Here is a 22,860-nt window from a genome sequence, read left to right as displayed (position 1 = left end):
GGGTTCGGTACGGACGGCCCGCCCCGTCCCGGGCGGTGCGCGGGACGGGGCGGGCTGGTGGTCAGCGGGCCCCGCCGGCCACGGCGGGCAGGATGGTGACGCTGTCGCCGTCGGCGACGGCGGTGGAGATGCCCTCCAGGAAGCGGACGTCCTCGTCGTTCAGGTAGACGTTGACGAAGCGGCGCAGCTCGCCGCCGTCCAGCAGGCGGGCGGCGATGCCCGGGTGGCGGGCGTCGAGGTCGGTGAAGAGTTCCCCGAGGTTGCTGCCGGTGCCCTCGACGGCCTTGGCGCCGTCGGTGTAGGTGCGGAGGATGGTCGGGATGCGGACCTCGATGGCCATGGGTGCGCTCCTGTGCGAGTCGTGAGGTGGGTGGGCCGCAGCGGGCGCGGCAGGGCGTTGCGGCCCGGGGCGGTGGTCTCCGCGGGCGGGCCGGACGGGCGGCTCAGCGCGAGCGCGCCGGCGTACCGGGACAGATCGCGCCGGCGTGCCGGCACAGGTCGATGTGCAGGCGCGCCACGAGGCGGGTGCCCGGGGCCTGAGTGCTCACATCGACGGAACGCATGGGCTCATCGTATAGATTCCCGGGCCCGCTCCTCCATGCCCGTCTCGGGATGCGGATGAGTTCGTCCCTCATGCCGGGACGGGCCCGAAAACGGCAACGGCCCGCCGACCGCTCGCGGGCGGTCGGCGGGCCTCGCCCAGGTGGGTGCGGGTCAGGCCGGATAGGCCTCGACGACCTGGACGTCTTCCTCCGTGATCACGCCGTCCACGATGCGGAACGAGCGGAACTGGTACGGGTCCTCGGCACCGTTTCCCTCGGCGGTCGAGACCAGGACGTAGTGGGCGTTCGGCTCGGAGGCGTAGCTCACGTCGGTGCGGGAGGGGTACGCCTCGGTGGCGGTGTGCGAGTGGTAGACGATCACCGGCTCCTCGTCCCGGTCGTCCATCTCCCGGTAGAGCTTGAGCAGGTCACCCGAGTCGAACTCGTAGAAGGTGGGCGAGCGGGCGGCGTTGAGCATCGGGATGAACCGCTCGGGGCGGCCGCTGCCCTCCGGCCCGGCGACCACGCCGCAGGCCTCGTCCGGATGGTCGGCGCGGGCGTGGGCGACGATCGCGTCGCGCAGTTCTCGGGTGATGGTCAGCATGGCGCCAGGATAGCCACGCCCCGGCGGCGGACCGCCGGGGCGTCCGAGGCTCGGTCAGCGGGCCCCGGTGCCGCCGTCGCCCGGCACGTGCAGGTGGTCGTGGGCGACCGCGTGCACCGCGGCGGGGGTGCGGCGCCGCAGCCCGCGGTAGCCGGCGACCAGCAGCACGGCCCAGACCGGGAAGACGTACAGCGAGATCCGGTTGGAGGCGTCCAGGGCGATCAGCACGACCACCATCACCAGGAAGGCGAGCGCGGCCCAGCTGCTCCAGACGCCGCCGGGGGCCTTGAAGCTGGGCGGCGGCAGGTGGCCGCCCTTCCAGGCCCGGCGGTAGCGGATCTGGCAGATCAGGATCATCGCCCAGGTCCACAGGCCGCAGACGGTGGCGACCGAGGTGATGTACTCGAACGCCTTGGCCGGGACGAGGTAGTTGAGCACCACGCCGAGGCCCATCAGCAGCGCGGAGGCGGTGATCGCGGCGGCCGGGCTGCGGTGGCCGTTGAGCCGGGTGAGCTGCCCGGGGGCCTGGCCGCGCAGGGCGAGGTCGCGCAGCATCCGGCCGGTGGAGTACATGCCGGAGTTGCAGGAGGAGAGCGCGGCGGTGAGCACCACGAAGTTGATGATGCCGGCCGCGGCGGGGATGCCGATCTTGCCGAAGGTGGCGACGAACGGGCTGACGCCGGGCTGGAACTCGGTCCACGGCACCAGCGACAGGATGATGACCAGGGCGCCGATGTAGAACAGCGCGATCCGCCAGGGCAGGGTGTTGATGGCGCGTGGCAGGGTCTTCTTCGGGTTCTCGCTCTCCCCCGCGGTGACGCCGACGAGTTCGACGCCCAGGTAGGCGAACATGACGATCTGCAGGGTCATCACGGTGGCGCCGATGCCCTTGGGGAAGAAGCCGCCGTCCTGCCAGAGGTGGGTGATCGACGCGGTGTCGCCGGCGTCGCTGAACCCGAGGGTGAGCACCCCGATGCCGATCAGGATCATGCCGATGATCGCGGTGACCTTGACCATGGAGAACCAGAACTCGATCTCGCCGAAGATCTTCACCGAGATCAGGTTGGCCCCGTAGAGCAGCACCAGGAAGCAGAGCGCGCAGAGCCACTGCGGGATCCCGGGTGCCCAGAACTTCACGTAGACGGCCGCGGCGGTGGTTTCCGCCATGCCCGTGACAACCCAGAAGAGCCAGTACGTCCAGCCCGTCACGTAGCCGGCGAAGGGGCCGAGGAACTCCCGCGCGTACTCGGCGAAGCTGCCGGCCACCGGGCGGTAGGTGAGCAGTTCGCCGAGCGCCCGCATGATCGCGAAGATCACCACGCCGGCGATCGCGTAGGACAGGATCAGGCTGGGGCCGGACTTCGAGATCGCGGTGCCCGCGCCGAGGAACAGGCCGGTGCCGATGGCGCCGCCGATCGCGATCATCTGGATCTGGCGGCTGCCCAGACCCCGGTGGTAGCCCTCTTCGTCCGGTCGGGCGTCGACGACCTCGTCGTAGAGCTGTTCGGCCATGCTGCACCGTCCTGGATGGGATGTCGCGGGTGGCACTCGCGGGGGTGGGGCAGCAGTCGTACCACGCACGATCCGGATACCGGTGTCCATCTGAGCGATATTTGAGCATGACTCGATAGGTTTTCGCCCGTTTTGTACGGAAAAGCCCCGGCCACCCGTCCAGCATGCGGACGAGTGGCCGGGGCTTGCCCGAACGGGTGGGACGCGCCCTCGGGGGCGCCTCCCGGGCGTCAGTCGGCGACCGCCTCCAGCAGCGACTCCTGCAGCGCACCGAGCCACAGGTAGGCCATCACCAGCGGCTTGCGGTCGTCGGCGTCCGGCAGGTCGTACAGGCCCTGCTCGTCGTCCTCGGTGACCTCCAGCCGCACACCCAGGGCCAGCCGCAGGTCGTTGAGCGCGCCCAGCCAGCGCAGGCACGCGGGGGCGTCCAGGCTGACCAGGCCCCCCTCGCCGCCCAGGCCGTCCAGCGCCCGGACGACGTGCAGCGCGTCGTCCCGCTTGCGGGCCCGCAGGTCCAGCTCGGTGTAGCGGCGGAACTCCCCGGAGGCCTCGGCGGACCGCGGGTCGGCCGGCCCGTCCGGATCCCCGTAGGCGTCCGGGAAGAGCCGGGCCAGCGCCGGATCGTCGGGCGCCTCGGTCGGCCCCTCGGCGAACAGCGCCGCCAGGGGGTCGCCGGCCCCGTCCCCGTCGCCGCCCGGGCCGGGGCCGATCAGCTCCAGCATCTGCACTTCCAGCGAGCGCAGGATGGAGGCCTCCAGCTCGTCCAGCGCGAGCACCGCGCCCCCGGCGCCGGCACTCTCGAACAACCCAGCCATCGGTATCGGTCAGCCCGTCCTCGTCGGTTCCAGTGGTCCACGGCCGCACGGCCACCGGTACGGCCGGTCGTGCGGTCGGATCGTGCGGTCAGTCGTGCTGCAGGGTCGCCCAGAGGCCGTAGCCGTGCATCGCCTGCACGTCGCGCTCCATCTCCTCGCGCGAGCCGCTGGAGACCACCGCCCGGCCCTTGGTGTGCACCTCCATCATCAGCTTCCGGGCCTTGTCCTTCGGATAGCCGAAGTAGGCCTGGAAGACGTACTGGACGTAGCTCATCAGGTTGACCGGATCGTTGTGGACGATGGTGACCCACGGGGTGTCCGGCTCCGTCACCGGTACGCCCTCGACCTCCGGGCGCTCGATCTCCACGGGCGCGACACTCACCGCCGGATCCCTCCTGCCGCTCAGTTCGGTTCCCGGGTGGCTCCCACCCGGCCGTCACGTGGCTTCCACGTGCCCCTCCTGCCCCATGCTGCCATCCGGGGGACCGGCGGGCGATTCCGCCCCGGGGGCGCGACGCGCTGGAAGGATCTCCGCGCCGAGAAATCGTCACATTGACGCTAAGGGGTAGTAGCATCATCCGCATGGACGCCACTCCCGTGCCCGCGGCCGGCTCGACCGCGCTGCTCACCGATCGCTACGAGCTCACCATGCTGCAGGCCGCCCTGCGCAGCGGGGCCGCGCACCGCCGCTCCGTCTTCGAGGTGTTCACCCGCCGCCTGCCCGCCGGCCGGCGCTACGGCGTGCTGGCCGGCACCGGCCGGGTCCTGGACGCGGTGGAGAACTTCCGCTTCACCTCCGCCCAGCTGGACTGGCTCGCCGACCAGCGGGTGGTCGACGAGGACACCCTGCGCTTCCTCGCCGACTACCGGTTCACCGGTGACATCCACGGCTACCCCGAGGGCGAGGTCTACTTCCCCGGCTCGCCGCTGCTGACCGTCGAGGGCAGCTTCGCCGAGGCGGTGATCCTGGAGACGGTGATCCTCTCGATCCTCAACTACGACTCGGCGATCGCCGCCGCGGCCTCCCGGATGACCTCCGCGGCCGGCGGGCGCCCGGTGATCGAGATGGGCGCCCGGCGCGCGCACGAGCGGGCCGCCGTCGCCGCCGCCCGCGCCGCGTACGTGGCCGGCTTCGCCGCCACCTCCGACCTGGAGGCCGGCTTCACCTACGGCATCCCGACCACCGGGACCGCCGCGCACGCCTTCACCCTCGTCCACGACAGCGAGCGGGACGCCTTCCGGGCGCAGATCGACTCGATGGGCCGGGGCACCACCCTGCTGGTCGACACCTTCGACCTGCGCGAGGCCGTGCACACCGCGGTCGAGGTGGCCGGCGCCGAGCTGGGCGCCGTCCGGATCGACTCCGGCGACCTCACGCTGCTCGCCCACCGGGTCCGCCGCCAGCTCGACGAGCTCGGCGCCACCGGCACCCGGATCATCGTCACCTCCGACCTCGACGAGTACGCGATCGCCGCGCTGGCCGCCGCCCCGGTGGACGGCTACGGCGTGGGCACCAGCCTGGTCACCGGCAGCGGGCAGCCGACCTGCGCGATGGTCTACAAGCTGGTCGCCCGCGCCGCCGGGCCGGACGGCCCGCTGGTCCCGGTCGCCAAGCGCGCGGCCGGCGGCAAGACCAGCATCGGCGGGCGCAAGTGGGCGGCCCGCCGGCCGGACGCGGACGGCATCGCGGAGGCCGAGGTGGTCGGCACCGGCCCCGTCCCGGACGCCCTGGCGCCGCACCTGGTGCAGGTGCCGCTGATCAAGGCCGGCGAGGTGGTCGGCCGGGAGACCCTGGAGGCCGCGCGCGAGCGGCACGTCCGGGCCCGCGCGGCCCTGCCGCTGTCGGCCACCCAGCTCTCCAAGGGCGACCCGGTGCTGGCGACCGAACTGCACGTGTGACGCCCGCCCCGCGGGCGCTTGCCGGGCGGCCGGGCAGCGGCCCGGGAGCTCCTACGGGCGCCGCCCGGCGGCCCGGGGACGCTTCGTGGACGCTCCGTGGACGGCGGAAGGTCCGGACCGGGCCCGGGCCTTCCGCCCCCGGATGCCACTGCCTACAGTCGAACGTAGAGTTCCCCCGTACGGACCGTGAGGCCCCCTCACGTCCCCGCCACCAGTCCTCCGCAGGACCCCACCGGACCGAGGAATGCCAGCCATGCACCGGGCACTGATCGTCGTCGACGTGCAGAACGACTTCTGCGAGGGCGGCAGCCTGGCCGTCGCCGGCGGGGCCGAGGTGGCCGCCGCGATCACCGACCTCATCGCCGAGTCCTCGCCCGGCTACCGGCACATCCTCGCCACCCGCGACAACCACATCGACCCGGGCGACCACTTCTCCGACGAGCCCGACTACGTGCACAGCTGGCCGGCGCACTGCGTGGCGGGCACCGAGGGGGTCGGCTTCCACCCCAACTTCGCCCCGTCCGTCACCTCCGGCGCGATCGAGGCGGTCTTCGACAAGGGCGCCTACGCGGCGGCGTACAGCGGCTTCGAGGGCGTGGACGAGAACAGCCGCGGACCGGCCGAGTGGCTGCGCGAGCGGCAGGTCACCGAGGTGGACGTGGTCGGCCTGGCCACCGACCACTGCGTCAGGGCCACCGCGCTGGACGCGGTGCGGGCCGGGTTCACCACCCGGGTGCTGCTCGACCTGACCGCCGGCGTGGCCGCGCCCACCACCGCCGCCGCGCTGGACGAGCTGCGGGCGGCCGGGGTGGAGCTGGTCGGCACGCCGGTCGTCGGGGGCTGAGCCCCGCTCCGGCGACGGCCGGGCGGGCGGTCAGTGCTCGGTGACCGTCAGCTCCACCACGTCGGTGCCGCCCTGGCGGAACGCCTCGCGCAGCTCGGCGCCGACCGCGTCCGGGTCCTCGGCCAGCCGCGCGGCGCAGACGTACACCACCCGCACCCCCAGGTACTCCATCCGGTCCCGGCCGCCGCGCACCCAGGCCGCCTCGCCCTCGCCGAGGCGGCGCGCCTCCGAGTCGACCTCGACCGCGACGCCCGCCTCCGGCCAGTAGAGGTCCGGAACGGCGACGTACGTGCCGCCGCGCATCCGCAGCTCCGGGCCGGTCAGCGGGGCGGGCAGCAGCCACTCGTCGGCCAGCTCGCCGACGAGCACCAGCACCCGGTCCCGCTCGGCGGCCAGCAGACCGTCCAGCACCGCCCGCACCAGCGGGTCGGCGACCAGCCCGCACTCCGCCAGCTCGGCGGCCAGCTCCTGCACCGGGCAGCGCAGCTCGGGCCGGCGCACGGCCTCGTGGAGCACCTCCCGGACCGGCACCGGCCGGCCCGCTCCCCCGCCGGGTCGCTCGCCGGACATCCACTCGCCCAGCGCGTCGGCGACCGCCCGGGCCACCGGGGCGCAGGCCAGCCCGTGCACCGAGCGCGCCACCAACTCCCGCCCGGTGCGCCGGATCCGCACCTCACCGGCGTCCTTCAGCCGCCGCTGGCGGGGCACCAGCACGTCCACCCCGGTCAGGGCGGGCAGCCGGGGCACCGCGGCGAAGCCGTACAGCGCGAGCGCGGCCGCACCGGTGATCGCCGCCCCCTCGCGGCGCCCCTCCTCCCGGCCGTTCTGCGCCGCGTACAGCAGCGCCGCCCACATCCGCTGCTCCGGCGAGGGGTCGCCGGACTGCAGCAGGTAGACCCGGGGCAGCAGCCGCCGCCAGGGGCCGCCGCGGCGGCAGTGCTCGCTGATGATCCGGGCCGGCACACCCCGGGCGCGCAGCTGGCCGGCGGTGAGGACGTTCTGCTGACGGCGCGCCAGTTCCTCCAGGGACGGCGGCGGCATGGGAATCCGGTAGTTCATGCCGACACCATCCCCAACGCCCGGGAGCGAGTCCCGGCCGCCTGACGCACTGTTACTCAACCGTCGCGAAACCGGGATCAGGCTGCACTAAAGTCCTCATACCCTCACCCATTCGGAGGAATGGGTGATCATCTGGTTGTCATACTCGATCATCATCGATCAGCCACCAGGCCGTCTGACCCTGCGTGATCAAGCACATACGGCGAAGTCACCTCCGGGCGTCACTCCAGCCCGCCGGATTGCCTACCCTTAGTACATGTCACGTGACGAGACCGCCGGCCTCCGCGCGGCCCAGCTCCGGCTCGGACGCCTGCCCGGATACGTCCGCCGGCCGGACCCGGCCCGCCGTAGCGGCGCACAGGGCCATACCTACAAGAAGGGCTGGGAGGTCCGCTTCACCGCGCGCAGCGAAGCGGAGATAGCGGAGATCCGCGACCTCGTGGTCGCCGCCGGATTCGCCCCCGCCCGCCCCTTCTTCAAGGGCCACCAGCTGATCCAGCCCGTCTACGGGATGGCAGCCGTCCAGGCCTACCTGGCGGCTAGACAGGCGGCCGAGGAACACGCGGCGCGCACCGCCGACGGGCGGGCCCGGCGGGGCGCCGGAGCCGCCCGGCTGCGGGCCGCCGCCAAGGCCGCGCGCGAGGCCGTCCACGAAGCCGCCCAGGAAGCCGTCCACGAGGTGGCGCACGACGCGGCCCACGAGGAACAGGAGGCCCAACAGGCCCAGCAGACCCACGAGATCCAGCAGACCCAGCAGACCCAGCAGGTCCGGCCGGACGCCGGGCGCGCGGACGTGGAGCACGCGACCGCCGAGCACGGGGCCGCGGACGCCCGGGGCCGGGAGCACGAGCGGGAGCGACTGACCGCCGCCACGGAAGCGGCCGGGACCGCAGGGGCCGCGGCTGCGGCGGCCGCGCGGCTCGCCCGCCGCCGGGCGGTCGAGGCGTTCCCCGCCCAGCTCGCCCGGGGCGCCGCACCGGACGACCGCGTCGGCTCGGCCGAGGGCCGCCGCAGCACCACCTGACCGTTCGTCAACTTCTAACTCGTACACGGCGATCCACCGTCGAAGGGCCGGGCACGCGGGATGCGTGCGACGGGGCCGGCCCATCACCCCACCCCCCTCCCGGGGCCACCGGAGCCAGGCCCGCGCGCGGCATCGCCGCAGCCCGGAGCGGTCCGGCACGGCCCGGCCGACGCGTGAACGGTGGTGCGCCCGGTGGTGCGGGCGCGGCTTCGCGCCGCAGACGTGGACGAGAGCCTCCGGACCGCCTACGGTGGCACATCACACCCTCTGCGATGTCGCACCGACCGGCCGCCGCCACCGGCCGCTCCACCCCGCTGACCGGCCACGACGGCTCCGCACCCACGCCTCTGACACCACTGCGCACCACTCCCCGCCCGTCCGCCACCGCCGCACCGCCCGCCGGCCTCCACCCGGCCACCGCCGGAACCGGCCGCGCGGCGGCGCCTTCCGGGCAATCCAGCCGATTGGTAACCGAGCGCACCGAGCGCCTACCGTAGAGTGAGCACAGATGATCGACCGTCAGAAGCCCATCTCACTTGCCGAGAAGCCGAGATGACCCAACGTCATGACAGCACCGCCGAGCCGCCCCAGGGGCCCGGCGAACCCGCCGTACCGCTGGAGTTCGCGGCGTTCTGCGAGCTGCACCGACCGCGGTACCTCAGCTATGCCCGGGTCTGGCTGCCCGACCCGGACCGCGCGGCCGGCGCCGTCCAGCAGGCCTTCGCCGAAATCGCGGTCCAGTGGCGCGAGTTGCTGGGGAGTTCCAACCCCACCGCGCACGCCTGGCAGATCCTGCGCGACACCGTCGGCGACCACACCCGGCGGAGCGGCCGGCCCTCCGACCGCCCCGACGCCGAGGAGCGCGTCCAGGAGCGCGCCGCGGACCGTCCGGCGGACCGCCCCGGCCGGCCCGCCGACGACGACCTCGCCATCCTGCACTACGTCGTCGGCCTCGCCGCGCCGGAGATCGCGGACGTCATCGGCACCGACACCGCCAGCGTGGCCGGCCGGCTCCGCCGCACCATGCTCCGCGAGGCCTCCGGCTGGTGAGCCCCGGAGCGGGACGACCGTGAGCCGGAACCACCCTCACCGGCTCCGTCGCCGCCGCTCGGGCCCGCCTGGGGCCGCCCGGGGCCGCGTGCGGTCAGGCCCGCTCAGACCCGCTCGCCCGTGACGTCGTACAGGTGGTGGACCGGATCGTGGATCAGGTAGCGGGAGAACGACTCCACCGTGAAGCGCGCCCCGTCGCTGCGGTTGCCGGTGCGCCCCCACTGCGCGCCCGTCACCCCCTCGAACGCCCCCGCCAGCACCTCCGCGGCCCGCACCAGCTCCTCCGCCACCGCGTCCGGCCGCTGCTCGCCGTACCGCTCGGCGACGGCCGTCCCGTCCTGGTCCCAGTTGGCGAACAGCGGGTCGTCCTGGTCCAGCATCAGGTTCAGCCGGACGTGGAACAGCCGGAAGACGTCCCGGACGTGGCACGCGTATTCGAGGTTCGACCAGGTCTCCGGACGCGGACGGCGGCGCAGCGCCTCCGGCTCACCGGCCAGCACCCCCGCCCAGCCCGCCGCGTTGGCCCGGATCATCCCGGCCACCCGCTCCCGGCCGACCGCGCCGGCGTCCAGCCCGCAGTCCGGGCAGGGGCGCTCCAGCACCCACGTCCAGTCCTTGGTGTCGGGCACGATCGCGTCGTCGCCGGTCAGGCCGCCGCTGTCCTCGGAAGTGGTCATGGCTCCAGGATGGCCGCGCCCTGACCGCCCCCACCAGCGGCGTCAGCGCCAGCGGTCGCCGAAATCCTGCCAGCCCCGCCGCCCTCCGCGACCTCAACGGCTTCGGCGGCCTCGCGCGCGGCGAGCAGTTCGGACAGGTTGGCGCGGCTCCAGTCGCACACCGCGTCCATCGGCCCCAGCAGCGTCCGGCCGAGCGGCGTCAACGCGTACTCGACCCGAGGCGGGTTCTCCGCGTACTCCGTCCGGCTGACAACGCCGTCGTACTCCATTGACCGCAGCGACTCGGCCAGCACCTTCGCCGTGATCCCCACCAGCGGCACCCGCAGCTCCGAGAACCGGCGCGGGCCGCCCTCCAGGCAGCGCACGATCTTCCACGCCCACTTCCGGCTCCCCAGCACGGGAACCCGCCGCACCGGGCAGTTCGGGTCGAAGAAGTCCGGCGGCAGCGGTGCGGGCACGGTCCGAGTCATGCCCCGAAGGTAACCGAACGGGTGTGCCCGCCGGTACCGTTGAAGTAACCGGCACCCCCCGTTCTACCGTCACGGCGTCGGCGGGCGGCGATCAGCGCCCCCGCCCGGACGGACGGAGACCGCCGTGAACCCCACCACCGATGTCATCGTGTTCGGCGCAGGCGGCCAGGTCGGCCGCGCCGTGGTCGCCGAGGCCCGCCGGCGCGGACTGACCGTCACCGCCGCCGTCCGCACCCCCGAACGGCACGCCGATCTGGCCGGCCCGGGGGTCACCCTCGCCGCCTGCGACGTCACCGACCCCGACGCCGTCGCCGACGCCGCCCGTGGCCACGCTGGCGCCGTCAGCACCGTCCACACCCCCGACGTCCCCTCCGTCGACTTCTACCCCGCCGCCATCCGCGCCCTGGTCGCCGGCCTCGGCACCGCGGGCGTCCGCCGGCTCGTCCACGTCGGCATCGCCACCACCCTGGAGACCGCCCCCGGCGTCGCCCTGCACGACGACCCCGGCTTCCCCGCGGCCCACCGCGCCTTCTCCCTCGGCCACGCCGCCGCCCTCGACCTGCTCCGGGACTCCCCCACCACCTTCGACTGGGTCGTCGTCACCCCGCCCCTCGACCTCGACCGCACCGCCCCCGGCACCGGCCGCTACCGGACCGGCGGGCCGCAGGTCCTCGGCGAGCGAATCGCCCAGGCCGACCTCGCCGCCGCCGTCACCGACCAGCTCACCGGCCCGGACCCGCGCCACCGCGAGCAGATCGCCGTCGCCGAGTGACACCTCGGCGGTGACCCTCCGGGCCGGCGAATTCACTGGCGGAGCAGATCGTTCCGGTCCACCCTGGCCACCATGCCGACCTTCGACCCCGGCGCACTCGCGCACAAGCCGACCCTGCCCGGAGCCACCGTCACCCTCGTCCCGCTGAGCGCCCGGCACACCGACCCGATGTGGCGGTTCACCTCCGACGAGGAGACCAACCGCCTCACCGGGACCCGCCAGGCCTTCACCCACGACGAGATCCGCGACTGGTGCACCACCCGCCCCGACCGGCCCGACCGACTCGACCTCGCCGTCGAGGACCGCGCCACCGGCCGCTTCCTCGGCGAACTCGCCCTCAACGACCTCGACCCCGACAGCGCCTCGGCCGGGTACCGGATCGCCCTCACGCCCGACAGCACCGGCCGCGGCGCCGGTACCGAGGCCACCCTGCTGCTCCTTCGCCACGCCTTCGCGACCGTCCGCCTCCACCGCGTCCACCTGGAGGTCTTCGCCTACAACCCGCGCGCCGCCCGCGCCTACGAGAAGGCCGGTTTCCAGCACGAGGGCCGCGCCCGCCAGGCGCACCACTGGGCCGGCGAGTACCACGACGTCCTGCGGATGGCCGCGCTACGCCCCGAGTGGCTCGCCGCTCACCCCTGATACGGCGGCCACTGCTGCTGCGGCGGATACCCCTGGTACGCCGCCGCAGCGGCGGCGGCAGCCTCCCGCTCCCGCCGACGACGCCCCCGCACCACCAGCAGCACCGTCACCACGACCCCCAGCAGCACCACTCCCGCGAGCCCGGCCGTGCCGATCAGCACCCACTTCACGCCGCTGTTCTCCTGGTTCGCCGGCACCGTCACCGGCGGCGGGGACTGCCACTCCTCCTCGGCCGGCGGCACGGTCGGAGCAGCCTGAGCTTCCGCCCGTCCGGCCAGCGGGTTGTCCCGCGGCCCCCCGTCCACCGCCGGGTTCGCCTCCAACGCCTTCGCCGGCGACAGCACCCCGTACCCGTACCGCGCATTCGGCACCGCCGAGCCGTCGGCGGGCGGTGCGGCGCTCTTGATCATCCGGTTGATGACCTGCCCGGCGGAGAGCTCCGGGTACTTCGCCCGGATCAGCGCGGCGGTGGCGGAGACGTAGGCGGTGGCGGCCGAGGTGCCATTGCCCATGCCATGCGCGCTCGTCGATTTGGCGATCGCATGCGGAACCTCCGCACCCGGCGCCACCAGAGTGGTCTCGGGGCCGAAGCTCGACTTGCTCCAGATCAGCCCGTTCCGGTCCACCGCGCCGACCGCCACGACCCCGGGAAAGGCCGCCGGATAGTCCACGGCCCCCTGCTTGTCACCGTCGTTTCCCGTGCTCGCTACGAGAACCACGTCCTTGTCGAGCGCATACTTGACCGCCGCGCGCTCCTCGGGGTCAGCTCCGGAGGGTCCACCGATCGACATGTTGACGACCTTCGCACCGTGATCGACGGCGTAGCGGATCGCTCTGGCGACGTCCGACTGCGGCAGTAGTGATTGCTCCAGCATGACCCGGATCGGAAGGATCTTGACCTTCGGGGCCAGGCCCATGATGCCGGCTCCGGCTCCATGGCCGTGACCGGCGATGAGGCTTGCCATGCCAGTGCCATGGCCGCCTGCGTCCTCCGTACCGTCGGTATTCTGTCCGGTGAAATCCGCCCCGGTCAGCACCTGCCCAGTCAGGTCCTGATGGTCCTTCAGCACGCCGCTGTCAATGACGGCGACTGTGACGCCCTCCCCCTGGGAGACCGGCCAAACCGCCGACTCCGCCTGGTACGTCGCGAGCGGCCACTGCGCATCGCGCACGCTGTCGGCGTGGGCGGGCCCCGCGACCACAGTCGCCAACAGTCCGCCCGCCAGCAGCATGGCCGCGCCGCGACTCAGACGCCAGCTCCTCAAGTCCCGCCACCCCACTCAGCGCAGAGGTTGCCCTGTGGCCGCTGGCCACAGGGCAACCGATCGATCGGCCCGGGCCCGAGGGCCGGGCGTCATTCCACCACGTTCGGATTGACCGGGTCGTCCGACATCCAGGTCTCCTCGTCCTCGACGAGGTAGTCAGGACGACGCTTCCTCTTCTCGTCGTCCTTCCTACCGCGCTCGGCGCCGCCGAGCGGCACCATGGGCGCCTGTGTCAGCGAGCTGCCCGCACCCGCACCGGCCTCCGCCCGGATCCTCCCGCGCGCTCCCACGCCTGAGCCGCCCTCAGTGAAGGCCTGCTTGCCGCTACCGCTCTTGCCGGAGTGGTCCCCCACGCCGACCACCGTGCCGCCGGCTCGACCGGCCGTGCCATCGACGGCGCCCCTGCCCCGGGTCGAACCCGCGCCGCCGGTGCTCCCGCCACCACTCACGCCCGGCATGCCCTCGGCGCCGAAGATCGCACCGCTGCGTCCGGCCCCGGTCCGACCCGGCGCCCCTTCACGGCCACTGCGCAGGGCCTCGGGGCCGACCTGCCGGTTCTGCTCGGGGACCGGCCCCTGCCCCTGCCTTACGGCAGCACCGAAGGGCTGCGGGATCCCGCCCGGGTTGGGTGCCCCTCCCCCATGGCCACTCTGCGGCGCGACGGGCTGTGCAACGGGGCTGTGGGGCAGGGACTGGCTTCCACCGTTCCCCGGCGAACCGAGGATCGACGTGCCGCCTCCCCCGGAGGGCGACTGCCCACCGGACGCCGCCGGCGCCGGCAGGGCGCCTGTGCCGTCCACAACGGTCCCGGCGCCGAACTTGGCCGGCGTGGCTTTGGGCGACGGCGTAGCGACCCCTCCCTTGACGCCAGGGTCGGAGGGAGCCGGTGGCGCCTTCGAGAACGACAGGCTTGTCCCCTGCGGGTTCGAGCGCACAGCACCGCCGGTCCGAGGATCCACTACCGCGCCCTCGCGCGAGCGGACCACGGGCGTCGCCGCGCCCACACCGGCGTTGCCGATGCTGGCACCACTGAGAAAGCCGCCGACGGCGGCATAGCCGGTCGCGCCCGCGTCGTCCTCCGGGAGATCCGAGTAGTCGATCTTTCCGCCCCCCTTACCCGGTGGAGGCGGAGGCGGCGGAGGCTTAAGCATCGGGGTGGCCGTCCGGTAGTGCATGGCGAGCGTCTGCAGGACGGTGGCGGCCTCGGCCTTCTTCTGGCTTGCGACGGCGGTGCGGGAGTCCTCGTCGTCGGCGCCGAAGAGGGAGGAGACGGTGTCGCCGACGCCGTCCTTGAACTGCTCCCAGCCGCTGGGCTCCTCGGGCATGTCGCGCTTGGCCTTGTCGATGGCCTCGGAGATCGCCTTGAGGGTGATCGCCGCGTCGTTGGCGTAGGACGCGGTGGTGTTGATGGTGGTGGCGAGCTGGAGCATGCGGGCGTGGAAGGCGTCGCTGGTGCTGCCTTCCCAGGAGGTGGCGGCCTCGGTGCTGGCACGGGTGAGGGTCGCGCGGATGGCCTTGAGGGTGTCGGCGGCGCGGCGCCAGGGGTCGGCGGCGGACATCACCTCGCCGGGGTTGAGGGCCTGGACCATCCGGCGGAGTTCCGCGTGGCTGTACTTGCTGAAGTCGGTGTAGCTCACCGGACGCCCTTCCCGTCGTCGTGCTGGGCCGGGGCGACGGTCCAGGCGTAGGCGGCGGTGCTGGTGGCGGACGGGTTGGCCACCGACCAGCCGTCGTCCCCGAGTTTCAGCTTCTTCTTCGTCCGGTGTTCCTGCTCCTCGTAGTTGGTCGCGGTCAGTTCGGCCTTCTTCTGGGCCTCGTCGACGGCTTCCTGGAGCTGGTTGAGGACGTCGCGCAGGCCGTCACGCATGGTCTGGTAGCGGCCGTGCAGCTCGGTGGCCTCCGCGAAGGTGCCGAGCGCGCTGGAGCCGATGCCGCTGCGGCCGTGCGTCGCGGTGCCGTCGGCATGGCGCTGGAACTCGTGGAGCAGCAGCCGCACTTGGGCCGCGAAGGCGCGCAGCTGCTCGACCTCGACGCGGTAGCCGCGTCCCGCCCCGCCGGTCGATCCCGTTCCGTTCCCCGTTGCCACGTGCGGCGCCTCCCCCGTGCGTCCGGCCGGTGTGTCGTTGACGGTTCTGGTGAGTGAGTCATGTCTAACACACGGGCCGCCCCTGGTGGGTCGTCAGTTCACGTCCGGTGTCCGGCTCGCCGCGGCGAGGGCGCGGCGGCAGAGCGAGTCGGCGTGCCGGGTGGTCTCGGGGAGGCGGTAGCGGGGGGTGAGGGCGAGGGTGGTCTCGACGGCCTCGGCAAGGCCGATGCGGTGGCCGACGGAGACGAACACGGGTTTGACGCCGGGCCTGGTGCGCAGGGCGCGGCCGACCTCCTCGCCGGTGGCCGGGTCGGTGAGCGGGGTCGAGTCGCCGCGGGCGGGGCCGGGGTCGCGGTGGTCGAAGGTGAACGGGGTCTTGGCGACGCCGAGGGTGCGCAGGCCGGTGAGGACGCCGAGGTGGCTGGCGAGGCCGAGGCGGCGCGGGTGGGCGAGGCCGTAGCCGTCGCAGACGACGGTGCCGGGGCGGTGGGTGAGGGCGGCGAGGGCGTCGAGGACGGCGGGGAGTTCGCGGAAGGCGAGCAGGCCGGGGACGTAGGGGAAGGCGATGCGTCCGGTGGCGGTGGTCTCCTCGACGACGGCGAGGGTGGCGCGGTCGAGGACCACGGCCGCCGCGACGACGAGGTCGTGGGCGTCGTCGTAGGCGACGTCGACACCGGCGATCAACCGGTCGTCACCGGCGCCGTCCACGCCGTCCGGAAGGACGAGCGGGCGCAGGCGTTCCTGTTCGGTGAGCGCCTCGGCCTCGGTGGTGGGCCAGTCGGCAGGGATGGGCACGGCGGTTCCCCCTGGTGCGGTGCGGTGCGCGGAGCGGTGGCGCGGTCGGGCCCACCGTATCGAGCGGGGCCGACGGCCCCGGGGGCGAGTCCGCGAGCCCGCACGCCCTCCGCGCGCCCCGTACGCGGCCGACCGGCGCGCGGAGGCACCGCACGCCGGTCGGCGGACGCGAGAGACGGAACCGAGGGGCGGCCCCGGGCCGGGCCGACGGCTCAGGCGGTGGAGACCACCACGGTCTTCGCGGCCTTGTCGTGGATGCACTGCCGGTAGGGCTTGTCGAAGACGCCGAACAGGCCGTCGACGAGCCACCAGAGCGCGGCGCAGCAGAGCACGGCGGGCAGGATGAAGACCGCCGCCCTGGTCCAGGCGGCCGCCTGGGTCGGGGAGTTGCCGTCGACGAGCATGGCGACCCGGACCTTCATGGCCTTCTTGCCGAGGGTCTGCCCGTCCCGGCTGAGCATCAGGCCCTCGTAGACGAAGTAGATCGCGCAGGCGACCCAGAAGGCGCCGGCCGAGGCCGAGCGGTCGGCGTGGCCGGCGAACGGCAGGACCAGGACGAGGGCGACGGCCTGCACCAGGACGTAGTCGATCAGCCGGGCGAGGATCCGGTTGGGCCAGCTGCCGAGCGGGGGCATTCCGGGGACGGGTCCGGGGCCGTGACCGGGACCGGGCGCGCCGTACCCGGCGGGGCCGTAACCGGGCGGGGGCTGGTCGTACGGCGACTGCCCGTAGGGGTTCTGTCCGTAGGGCGGGCCTGCGGGAGCGCCCCCGTAGGTGCCGCCGTACGCGCCGGGGCCCCCGCTCGGTGGCGGGCCGTCCGGGGGCGGGGTGCCGTACGGGTCCGACGGCGTACCTTCCGGCGTGCCGCCGCCCGACTGCGGGGGCTGCTTGCCGAAGGAGGGCTTGCCGCCCCCCTCCGGCTCGGGGCCTGAGGGGTCGTAGGTGCTCATGCCCCGAGTAGAACATCACGCATTGTATGAATTTGGGATATTGACACCGTTTTGTCCGACAACACCACGCAGGTGGGAGGCCGGTGGAACCTCAGCGCCGGACGACCCGGGTGCGGGCCGCCCGGTCGTGCCAGCCGCGCCGGGCCGGCCGGTCGAACAGCGGCCAGAACAGGCCGGCCACCAGCAGCATCGAGACCTGCCGGACCAGCCAGCGGACCAGGGAGCGGCCGAGCCCTGGGCGGGCCGGGGCGGCGGCCCCCGGCGTGCGGGCCACCGCGATCACCCGGATCCGGGCGAGCCGCTTGCCGAAGGTCTGGCCGGTGCCCGCGGTCGGCAGGACTTCGTAGAGCAGGCCGACGAACAGCAGGATGCCGAGCAGGACGGCGGCCTTGCCGAGCACCGTGCCGTCGACCAGCCAGACGTCGACCTGGCGGTGGGCGAGGCGGCTGGCCATCCGCGCCCGGTCCAGCTTGCGCTGGAGGTGGGCCTCGACCGAGCGGCCGAGCGGGACGCCCGCGGCGACGGCGACCACGGCCAGCACGGCGGTGTCGACCAGCCGGGCGACCAGGCGGCGGCCGAGCCCGGCGGGGCGGGGCGCCGCCGCCCCGGCACGGCGGCGCGGAGCGGGGGACGGGGACGGCGACGGGGACGGGCGGACGGGGGCGGCGGGACGGACGGCCGGGGGCGCGGACGGGGCGGGTTCGGCCTTCTCCACGACCTCCTGCGCGGCCTCCACCACCACGAGCGGCGGATCCGGCGCGGGTGCCGGGACGGGTGCCGGGGCCACCACCGGGGTCGGCCCCGGCACCGGCACCGGCGCCGGGGCGGGGACGGGCAACGGATCGGCCTGCTCGGGAACGCCCGCCCGCTCCGGGACGGGCAGCACCTCAACGGGCAGCACCTCAACAGGCGGCGCCTCCACGGGCGGCGCTTCGACGGGCGGCTGCTCCACCTCCTCCGGCAACACCCCCCAGGACACCCAGCGCGACGCGCCGCCCGCCTCCATCGGCCCGTGCTGCGCCCGGTGATCCACCTGCCACCCGGCCGACTCCGCCCCCACCCCGGCCTCCGGCCCCGACGAGGGCCCCGGCCCCGGCCCCGCGACGGGCGCCCGCTCCCCACCGCGGCGGAACACCGGCCCGTTCTCCGGCACCACGAAGGTGAACGACGCCCCGCCCCCCGTCTGGTCCAGGTACACCGGCCCGCTGTCCCCGCCGGACGACGGCCGCCGAGCCTCCCCCGCGGCACCCCCCTCGGGCTCCCCCGCCGGTTCGGCGGCCACCGGTGGCGGCACGTACCGCCCCGTCCCGGCCCGGCCGGCCACCGCCGGCCCCGGCGGACGGGTCGCGTACCGGGGCGGTTCGAGCACCTCGCCCTCGGCCGGGGCGGGCCGGCTGGTGCCGGGCACCCAGGCGGAGCCGCCCCAGTAGCGGACGAAGCCGGGGATGGAGGGGTCGGGGTAGTAGCCCGGCGCGGGGCCGGCGGCCGTGTCCGTGCTGCCGCCGGCGAGGGGCCGGTCCGTCATGGGGGCTCGCTTTCCTGGCAGGCCGATGCGGCTCGCCCGGCGAGGGGGTGCGCGACGGTGGCACGGGCGACCCGGGTGGCTCCGCCGTCGGCGCGAGGGGTGCCGCCGAGGAGGCGGACAGTCGCCGGGCAGTCACAAAGGGTAGTGCCTCGGCGGGCGGGCGGAGCGAAGTTGGCCATTCACCGGACAGGCCGGGGCCGCCCACGGTAAGGAAGACGGCGCGCACGCCCGACCGCGCGCCCACCGCCCAGCGTTCACCACTCCCCACACCACCGCCGACGGATCTCCGCGAAAGAATCCCGAGAAAACCCGGAAACCCGTGTAAGAGCGCTCCCGGGCCGCGCTCTCCAAGGTCACAGGGCCCGGAAACGGGCACCAACCGCAGGCAGAGAGGAACCCGATCATGGAGCGCCCGACGAGCGTGGTCGAGCACGAGCTGGAGCTCAACCTGGTGCTCTCCCCCGAGCACAGCGTCCCCGTCCCGGCCCGGCTGTCCTACGGGAGCCACGACCCCTACGCCGTGCACATCACCTTCCACCTGGACACCGGCTCGCCGGTGACCTGGGTGTTCGCCCGTGAGCTGCTGGTGGAGGGCACCTTCCGGCCCTGCGGCCAGGGTGACGTGCGGATCTGGCCGACCCGCTCGGGCCGGCGCAGCGTGCTCTGCCTGGCGCTGAGCTCGCCGGCCGGGGACGCGCTGCTGGAGGCACCGCTGCCGGCGGTGGCCGCCTGGCTGGAGCGGGCGCACCGGCTGGTGCCGCCGGGCAGCGAGATGGCCGCGCTGGACATGGACGGCTCGCTGGCCGCGCTGCTCGCGTGAGGCGCGCGAGCAGCGCGGGGCGAGCAGGGCGCACGGGGTACGCGAGCAGCGCGGGGCAAGCAGGGCGCACGGGATGCACGAGCCGCCCCGGCCACGGCGGGCCGGCCGATTCAGCGGGCCGCGGGGGCCTGCTGACGCTCGCGCGCGGAGTCCGGCCGTTCGCCGTCGCGCTGCCCGGGCAGCGCCGCCGCCGGCACACCGGCCGCCAGGCGCCGGGCGCGCACGCGTAGCGCGGCGGCCAGCAGGAAGGCGATCCCGACGAGCGGATAGACCGAGGTCGGGATCTGGCGGAGCGGCGACAGCTCCAGCACCTTCGCGCCCTGCGGCTTGGCGAGCCACATCGCGAAGGACAGGAAGGCGACCAGCGTGGCCCCGAAGGCGGCCCGCCAGCGGATCTTCCGGACGGCGGCCGGACGGGCCCGTTCGACCGCCGCCTCGCAGGCGAGCAGCACGAGCAGCGGCACGCACCAGACCCAGTGGTGGGTCCAGCTGATCGGCGAGATCAGCACGGCGGTGACGGCGGCGCAGCAGACGCCCCAGGCCTCGGAGCGCGACAGCCAGCGCGAGCTGCGGGCGGCCCAGACGGCGACGCCGAGGCCGGCCACCGCGACGACGACGGCGGCCAGGGTGGCGGCGGTGCCGGGGTCGGCGGTGTGCAGCAGCCGGGCGACGGCGCCGCTGAGCGCCTGGTTGTCGACGATCTCGGTCTTGCCGACCCGGGAGGAGTCGTAGAGGTACTTGGTCCAGAAACCCCAGGTGGCGTCCGGCAGGACGAGCGCGCCGAGCAGGAAGGTGCCGAGGAAGGTCGCGCCGGCCACGAACGCGGCCCGTACGCGGCCGGTGAGCAGCAGGTAGACCGCGAACAGGCCGGGGGTGAGCTTGATGCCGGCGGCGATGCCGATCGCGACGCCCTTGCTGCGGCGCCCGTCGGGGCGGGTGAGGTCCCAGAGGATGAGGCAGGCCAGCGCGAGGTTGATCTGGCCGTAGCGCAGCGTGGTGTAGACGGGTTCGAGCCAGACGCCGACGCCGGTGACCAGGATCACGCCGATCGCCCGCAGGTCCCGGCGCGGCCAGCCGACCAGCTTGAACGACAGGTGGGTGAGCAGCGCGAGCAGTCCGAGGTTGCAGAGCGTGACCGCGACCCGTAGGAACGGGATCGGGAACCAGGTCGTCGGCACGAACAGCATCGCGGCGAACGGCGGGTAGGTGGCGGGCAGGTCCCACTGCGTGACGCGCAGTCCGTAGAGGTCCTCGCCGTTGGCGACGGCGGCGCCCTCGGCCCGGTAGACGATCATGTCCACCATCGAGGTGTGCGCGAAGTGCCGGACCACCGCGTAGCCGAGCAGGGAGAACAACGCGACCGCGGAGGCGGCCAGCAGCGGCCGACGCGGGGCCTCGCGCAGGGCACGCAGGGGCGCGCCGAGAGCGGTGCGCAGCCGGTCCGACGGAGGGGCGGGTGCCCGGTCCGGTGCGGTGGGTACCGCGCCGCGCTCGTCTTGCACCGCTGTCACTCTTCGCTCCGTCCGCCGGTCGGCCAACCAGCGACGATACCCGATGCCCTGCGGCCGGTCCGGATCGTATCGATCACGGAGAGTGATGGGCCGGGATGTGGTGCCGGCCGGCCGTGCCCCGTTGCGGTCGGGGCACGGACGGCCGGAGTGGGTGGAGGCGGATCTGCCGCTGCGGGAGATCAGCCGCTGCGGCGGATCAGCCGGTGTAGGCGCCGAGGGCCCGGGTGAAGTCCAGCGGCTGCTGGACGATCGAGCTGCAGCTGGCGTCGGCGTACGGCTTGGCGCCGCCCTCGCAGGCCTTGTCGCGGGTGCCGGACCACATCGACAGCCAGGCCAGGTGCTTGCTCTTGGCGAAGTCGGCGAGCTGCTTGGCGTCGGCGACGGTGAAGACCTCACTGGCGACGTCGTTGACGCCGATCATCGGGGTGACCGCGACCTTGCGCCAGGCGGTCGCGTCGTCGAGCCCGAGCACGCTCTTCACCTGGGCCTGGGTGGCGGTGGCCGCGGCGATGGCGTACTTGCCCATCTGGCCCTGCGGGTTGGGGGCGACGCCGTCACCGAAGTCCATCGCCATGACGTTGACCGCACTGATCGCCACACCGTTGTTCTTGGCGTCGGCGACCAGGTTGACGCCCTCCTGGGTCAGGCCGGAGGGGAGCACGGGGAGGGTGAAGGAGACCTCCAGGGCCTTGCCCTTGGCGGCGGCGTTCTTCTGGAGCTGGACGATGGCCTGGGCGCGACGGGTGTTGGCGGCCGCGTTGGCGATCGCGCCGCCCTCGACGTCGAAGTCGATCTTGGTGAGGCCGTAGGCGTCCACGGTCTTCTGGTAGACGGCGGTGAGGTCGGCGACCGAGGAGCAGGCGAGAGCCGGCTCGCTGCCGTTGGCACCGCCGAAGGAGACCCGGACGTCGCCGCCGATCGCGCGCAGGGCGCCGATCTGGGCGGCCACCGCGTCGGCGGCGAGGTCGCTCACGCCGCCCCACTTCGGGGTGCAGCCGCCAGCGGCGACGACGAAGGCCAGGTTGAAGTCCTTGACGCCGCTCGCCTTGGCGGTGGCGACCAGGTCGTAGGGCGGGTAGAGCGAGGTGTCGACGAACGGGCTGAAGCCGGCACCGCCGGCCGGGGCGGGGGTGCCGGTCGCGGTCGCGGTGGGCGCCGGGGTGGTGGGGGCCGGGGTGGTGGGCACGGCCGTGGTGGTGGCGGTCGCGGTGGCCGTCGGGGCCGGGGTGGTGGGCCGGGTGGTCGCCGTGGCGCTGGGGCTGGGCGCCCCGGTGGTCGGCGCGCCGGTGGCGGTGGCGCTCGCCGTGGCGGTCGCGGTGGCCGTGGCGGACGCCGTGACCGAGGCGGAGGCGGACGGGGAGGCCGTCGCGGTGGTGGTCGGCCGGCCGGACGGGGTGGCCGCGGTGCCGTCCCCCGGCTTGCAGGCGCTCTGGTTGATCAGGCAGTTGCCCGGCTCCGCCTGCGCGGCGCCGGCGCCCTGGGCGACAAAGCCGACCACGACGCTCCTGCCCGGCTCCAGCCGCTTGCTCCACGCCTCCGGCCGGACCGTGACGTGCTGGCCGTCCGCCGTGAAGGTGGCGTTCCAGAGCGAGTCGATCTTCGCGCCCGCCGGCAGGTCGAAGGTGAGCGTCCAGTCCTCGATGGCGCTGCCGTCCGGGTTGGTGACCAGGTACTGGCCGGTGTAGCCGGAGTCCCAGCTGCTGGTGCGGGTGTAGACGGCGCCGAGCGAGGCGGCGCTGGCCGAGGAGGCGAGGACGACCACGCCCCCGGCGACCAGCGCGGCGGCGACCGCCGAGGCGCCGATCAGCACGCCCTTGCGGCTGTGCCGGCGGCGGCCGCCGGGGCGGCGGTGGGGCTGCTGGGTCGTCATGGGGCTTACCTCCGGGGCTGGCAGGTGCGCGGTCGAGGGGGTGACCGACGCCGACGACGCTAACGGCGCACAATGGCCGGAAACCGCCTGCTGAGCCAGGGGTAGAACTCCCTTACGGCGCGCTTAAG

Annotated in this window: 24 protein-coding genes; 7 read left to right on the top strand and 17 right to left on the bottom strand. The window is 74.1% G+C overall.

Features of this window, described 5'->3' with window-relative positions:
* Positions 1–61: 61 nt before the first annotated feature.
* The 6 genes from ACFU9E_RS20670 to clpS form a co-directional block, all read right to left on the bottom strand.
* Entirely contained in the window at positions 62–340 is a 279-nt protein-coding gene (locus tag ACFU9E_RS20670; protein WP_355370657.1) for a MoaD/ThiS family protein, read from the bottom strand.
* 103 nt (positions 341–443) lie between these two features.
* Entirely contained in the window at positions 444–563 is a 120-nt protein-coding gene (locus ACFU9E_RS20665) for a putative leader peptide (protein WP_310593142.1), read from the bottom strand.
* Positions 564–714: 151 nt separating this feature from the next.
* Positions 715–1,146, bottom strand: coding sequence for a Mov34/MPN/PAD-1 family protein (locus ACFU9E_RS20660; RefSeq protein ID WP_380683125.1), 432 nt, complete (start codon positions 1,144–1,146; stop codon positions 715–717).
* A 54-nt stretch (positions 1,147–1,200) separates the two neighbouring features.
* Complete coding sequence (locus ACFU9E_RS20655) at positions 1,201–2,658, bottom strand: amino acid permease (protein WP_380683126.1); 1,458 nt, start codon at positions 2,656–2,658, stop codon at positions 1,201–1,203.
* Between the two features lie 230 nt (positions 2,659–2,888).
* On the bottom strand, positions 2,889–3,473 hold the full coding sequence (locus ACFU9E_RS20650) for a DUF2017 domain-containing protein (protein ID WP_380683127.1): 585 nt from the start codon (positions 3,471–3,473) through the stop codon (positions 2,889–2,891).
* Positions 3,474–3,561: 88 nt separating this feature from the next.
* A complete protein-coding gene (gene clpS, locus ACFU9E_RS20645) occupies positions 3,562–3,855 on the bottom strand; it encodes an ATP-dependent Clp protease adapter ClpS (protein WP_030308112.1) in 294 nt (97 codons plus the stop codon).
* A gap of 200 nt (positions 3,856–4,055) precedes the next feature.
* Between clpS and ACFU9E_RS20640 the strand changes: the two genes are divergently transcribed.
* Positions 4,056–5,372: a nicotinate phosphoribosyltransferase gene (locus ACFU9E_RS20640; protein ID WP_380683128.1), complete on the top strand. Its 1,317-nt coding sequence runs from the start codon at positions 4,056–4,058 to the stop codon at positions 5,370–5,372.
* Between the two features lie 253 nt (positions 5,373–5,625).
* Positions 5,626–6,216, top strand: coding sequence for an isochorismatase family protein (locus ACFU9E_RS20635; protein ID WP_380683129.1), 591 nt, complete (start codon positions 5,626–5,628; stop codon positions 6,214–6,216).
* Between the two features lie 30 nt (positions 6,217–6,246).
* On the opposite strand, the gene ACFU9E_RS20630 is transcribed toward ACFU9E_RS20635, so the two are convergent.
* Positions 6,247–7,275, bottom strand: coding sequence for a hypothetical protein (locus ACFU9E_RS20630; RefSeq protein ID WP_380683130.1), 1,029 nt, complete (start codon positions 7,273–7,275; stop codon positions 6,247–6,249).
* 256 nt (positions 7,276–7,531) lie between these two features.
* On the opposite strand from ACFU9E_RS20630, the gene ACFU9E_RS20625 reads away from it, so the two are divergent.
* Both ACFU9E_RS20625 and ACFU9E_RS20620 read left to right on the top strand, forming a co-directional pair.
* Complete coding sequence (locus ACFU9E_RS20625) at positions 7,532–8,299, top strand: hypothetical protein (RefSeq protein WP_380683131.1); 768 nt, start codon at positions 7,532–7,534, stop codon at positions 8,297–8,299.
* A 552-nt stretch (positions 8,300–8,851) separates the two neighbouring features.
* Positions 8,852–9,349 carry an RNA polymerase sigma factor gene (locus ACFU9E_RS20620; protein ID WP_380683132.1) on the top strand — a complete coding sequence of 166 codons (498 nt, stop codon included), beginning with the start codon at positions 8,852–8,854 and terminating at the stop codon, positions 9,347–9,349.
* A 104-nt stretch (positions 9,350–9,453) separates the two neighbouring features.
* Here the strand turns inward: ACFU9E_RS20620 and ACFU9E_RS20615 are convergent, their stop codons facing one another.
* The gene (locus tag ACFU9E_RS20615; protein ID WP_380683133.1) at positions 9,454–10,026 is read right to left on the bottom strand and encodes a DinB family protein; all 573 of its coding nucleotides are present in this window, start codon (positions 10,024–10,026) and stop codon (positions 9,454–9,456) included.
* Complete coding sequence (locus ACFU9E_RS20610; RefSeq protein WP_380683134.1) at positions 10,023–10,496, bottom strand: winged helix-turn-helix transcriptional regulator; 474 nt, start codon at positions 10,494–10,496, stop codon at positions 10,023–10,025. Before ACFU9E_RS20610 ends, ACFU9E_RS20615 begins: the two co-directional genes overlap by 4 nt.
* 124 nt (positions 10,497–10,620) lie before the next feature.
* Between ACFU9E_RS20610 and ACFU9E_RS20605 the strand changes: the two genes are divergently transcribed.
* Together ACFU9E_RS20605 and ACFU9E_RS20600 are read left to right on the top strand one after the other, a co-directional pair.
* Positions 10,621–11,268 (top strand): NAD(P)-dependent oxidoreductase, encoded by a 648-nt coding sequence (locus ACFU9E_RS20605; RefSeq protein ID WP_380683135.1) that lies wholly within the window; start codon positions 10,621–10,623, stop codon positions 11,266–11,268.
* Between the two features lie 72 nt (positions 11,269–11,340).
* A complete protein-coding gene (locus ACFU9E_RS20600; protein WP_380683136.1) occupies positions 11,341–11,910 on the top strand; it encodes a GNAT family N-acetyltransferase in 570 nt (189 codons plus the stop codon).
* Here ACFU9E_RS20600 and mycP read toward each other — a convergent pair.
* The 6 genes from mycP to ACFU9E_RS20570 all read right to left on the bottom strand — a co-directional run bounded on the left by mycP (position 11,901) and on the right by ACFU9E_RS20570 (position 18,531).
* Complete coding sequence (gene mycP, locus ACFU9E_RS20595) at positions 11,901–13,142, bottom strand: type VII secretion-associated serine protease mycosin (RefSeq protein ID WP_380683137.1); 1,242 nt, start codon at positions 13,140–13,142, stop codon at positions 11,901–11,903. The genes ACFU9E_RS20600 and mycP overlap by 10 nt on opposite strands.
* A gap of 122 nt (positions 13,143–13,264) precedes the next feature.
* Complete coding sequence (locus ACFU9E_RS20590) at positions 13,265–14,812, bottom strand: hypothetical protein (protein WP_380683138.1); 1,548 nt, start codon at positions 14,810–14,812, stop codon at positions 13,265–13,267.
* Positions 14,809–15,261: a hypothetical protein gene (locus ACFU9E_RS20585; protein ID WP_380683139.1), complete on the bottom strand. Its 453-nt coding sequence runs from the start codon at positions 15,259–15,261 to the stop codon at positions 14,809–14,811. Before ACFU9E_RS20585 ends, ACFU9E_RS20590 begins: the two co-directional genes overlap by 4 nt.
* A gap of 93 nt (positions 15,262–15,354) precedes the next feature.
* A complete protein-coding gene (locus ACFU9E_RS20580) occupies positions 15,355–16,056 on the bottom strand; it encodes an endonuclease V (protein WP_380683140.1) in 702 nt (233 codons plus the stop codon).
* A 212-nt stretch (positions 16,057–16,268) separates the two neighbouring features.
* Positions 16,269–17,006, bottom strand: a complete 738-nt coding sequence (locus ACFU9E_RS20575) for an RDD family protein (RefSeq protein ID WP_380683141.1) — start codon at positions 17,004–17,006, stop codon at positions 16,269–16,271.
* Between the two features lie 91 nt (positions 17,007–17,097).
* On the bottom strand, positions 17,098–18,531 hold the full coding sequence (locus ACFU9E_RS20570; protein WP_380683142.1) for an RDD family protein: 1,434 nt from the start codon (positions 18,529–18,531) through the stop codon (positions 17,098–17,100).
* Positions 18,532–18,934: 403 nt separating this feature from the next.
* Between ACFU9E_RS20570 and ACFU9E_RS20565 the strand changes: the two genes are divergently transcribed.
* Entirely contained in the window at positions 18,935–19,351 is a 417-nt protein-coding gene (locus ACFU9E_RS20565; protein ID WP_380292894.1) for an SsgA family sporulation/cell division regulator, read from the top strand.
* A gap of 110 nt (positions 19,352–19,461) precedes the next feature.
* On the opposite strand, the gene ACFU9E_RS20560 is transcribed toward ACFU9E_RS20565, so the two are convergent.
* Positions 19,462–20,862 carry a glycosyltransferase 87 family protein gene (locus ACFU9E_RS20560; RefSeq protein WP_380682497.1) on the bottom strand — a complete coding sequence of 467 codons (1,401 nt, stop codon included), beginning with the start codon at positions 20,860–20,862 and terminating at the stop codon, positions 19,462–19,464.
* A gap of 196 nt (positions 20,863–21,058) precedes the next feature.
* Entirely contained in the window at positions 21,059–22,732 is a 1,674-nt protein-coding gene (locus tag ACFU9E_RS20555; RefSeq protein WP_380682498.1) for a cellulose binding domain-containing protein, read from the bottom strand.
* Positions 22,733–22,860: the final 128 nt, after the last annotated feature.

It is taken from the genome of Kitasatospora sp. NPDC057595, from assembly GCF_042800875.1.
Taxonomy (GTDB): Bacteria; Actinomycetota; Actinomycetes; order Streptomycetales; family Streptomycetaceae; genus Kitasatospora.
This window is presented reverse-complemented; position numbering and strand designations above follow the sequence as displayed.

Coding starts and splice junctions, on each gene's coding strand:
- ACFU9E_RS20665 (WP_310593142.1), bottom strand. CDS start 563: ATGCGTTCCGTCGATGTGAGCACTCAGGCCCCGGGCACCCGCCTCGTG.
- ACFU9E_RS20635 (WP_380683129.1), top strand. CDS start 5,626: ATGCACCGGGCACTGATCGTCGTCGACGTGCAGAACGACTTCTGCGAG.
- ACFU9E_RS20570 (WP_380683142.1), bottom strand. CDS start 18,531: ATGACGGACCGGCCCCTCGCCGGCGGCAGCACGGACACGGCCGCCGGC.
- ACFU9E_RS20625 (WP_380683131.1), top strand. CDS start 7,532: ATGTCACGTGACGAGACCGCCGGCCTCCGCGCGGCCCAGCTCCGGCTC.
- ACFU9E_RS20670 (WP_355370657.1), bottom strand. CDS start 340: ATGGCCATCGAGGTCCGCATCCCGACCATCCTCCGCACCTACACCGAC.
- ACFU9E_RS20620 (WP_380683132.1), top strand. CDS start 8,852: ATGACCCAACGTCATGACAGCACCGCCGAGCCGCCCCAGGGGCCCGGC.
- ACFU9E_RS20655 (WP_380683126.1), bottom strand. CDS start 2,658: ATGGCCGAACAGCTCTACGACGAGGTCGTCGACGCCCGACCGGACGAA.
- ACFU9E_RS20660 (WP_380683125.1), bottom strand. CDS start 1,146: ATGCTGACCATCACCCGAGAACTGCGCGACGCGATCGTCGCCCACGCC.
- ACFU9E_RS20615 (WP_380683133.1), bottom strand. CDS start 10,026: ATGACCACTTCCGAGGACAGCGGCGGCCTGACCGGCGACGACGCGATC.
- ACFU9E_RS20600 (WP_380683136.1), top strand. CDS start 11,341: ATGCCGACCTTCGACCCCGGCGCACTCGCGCACAAGCCGACCCTGCCC.
- ACFU9E_RS20575 (WP_380683141.1), bottom strand. CDS start 17,006: ATGAGCACCTACGACCCCTCAGGCCCCGAGCCGGAGGGGGGCGGCAAG.
- ACFU9E_RS20565 (WP_380292894.1), top strand. CDS start 18,935: ATGGAGCGCCCGACGAGCGTGGTCGAGCACGAGCTGGAGCTCAACCTG.
- mycP (WP_380683137.1), bottom strand. CDS start 13,142: ATGCTGCTGGCGGGCGGACTGTTGGCGACTGTGGTCGCGGGGCCCGCC.
- ACFU9E_RS20650 (WP_380683127.1), bottom strand. CDS start 3,473: ATGGCTGGGTTGTTCGAGAGTGCCGGCGCCGGGGGCGCGGTGCTCGCG.
- ACFU9E_RS20630 (WP_380683130.1), bottom strand. CDS start 7,275: ATGAACTACCGGATTCCCATGCCGCCGCCGTCCCTGGAGGAACTGGCG.
- ACFU9E_RS20555 (WP_380682498.1), bottom strand. CDS start 22,732: ATGACGACCCAGCAGCCCCACCGCCGCCCCGGCGGCCGCCGCCGGCAC.
- ACFU9E_RS20610 (WP_380683134.1), bottom strand. CDS start 10,496: ATGACTCGGACCGTGCCCGCACCGCTGCCGCCGGACTTCTTCGACCCG.
- ACFU9E_RS20640 (WP_380683128.1), top strand. CDS start 4,056: ATGGACGCCACTCCCGTGCCCGCGGCCGGCTCGACCGCGCTGCTCACC.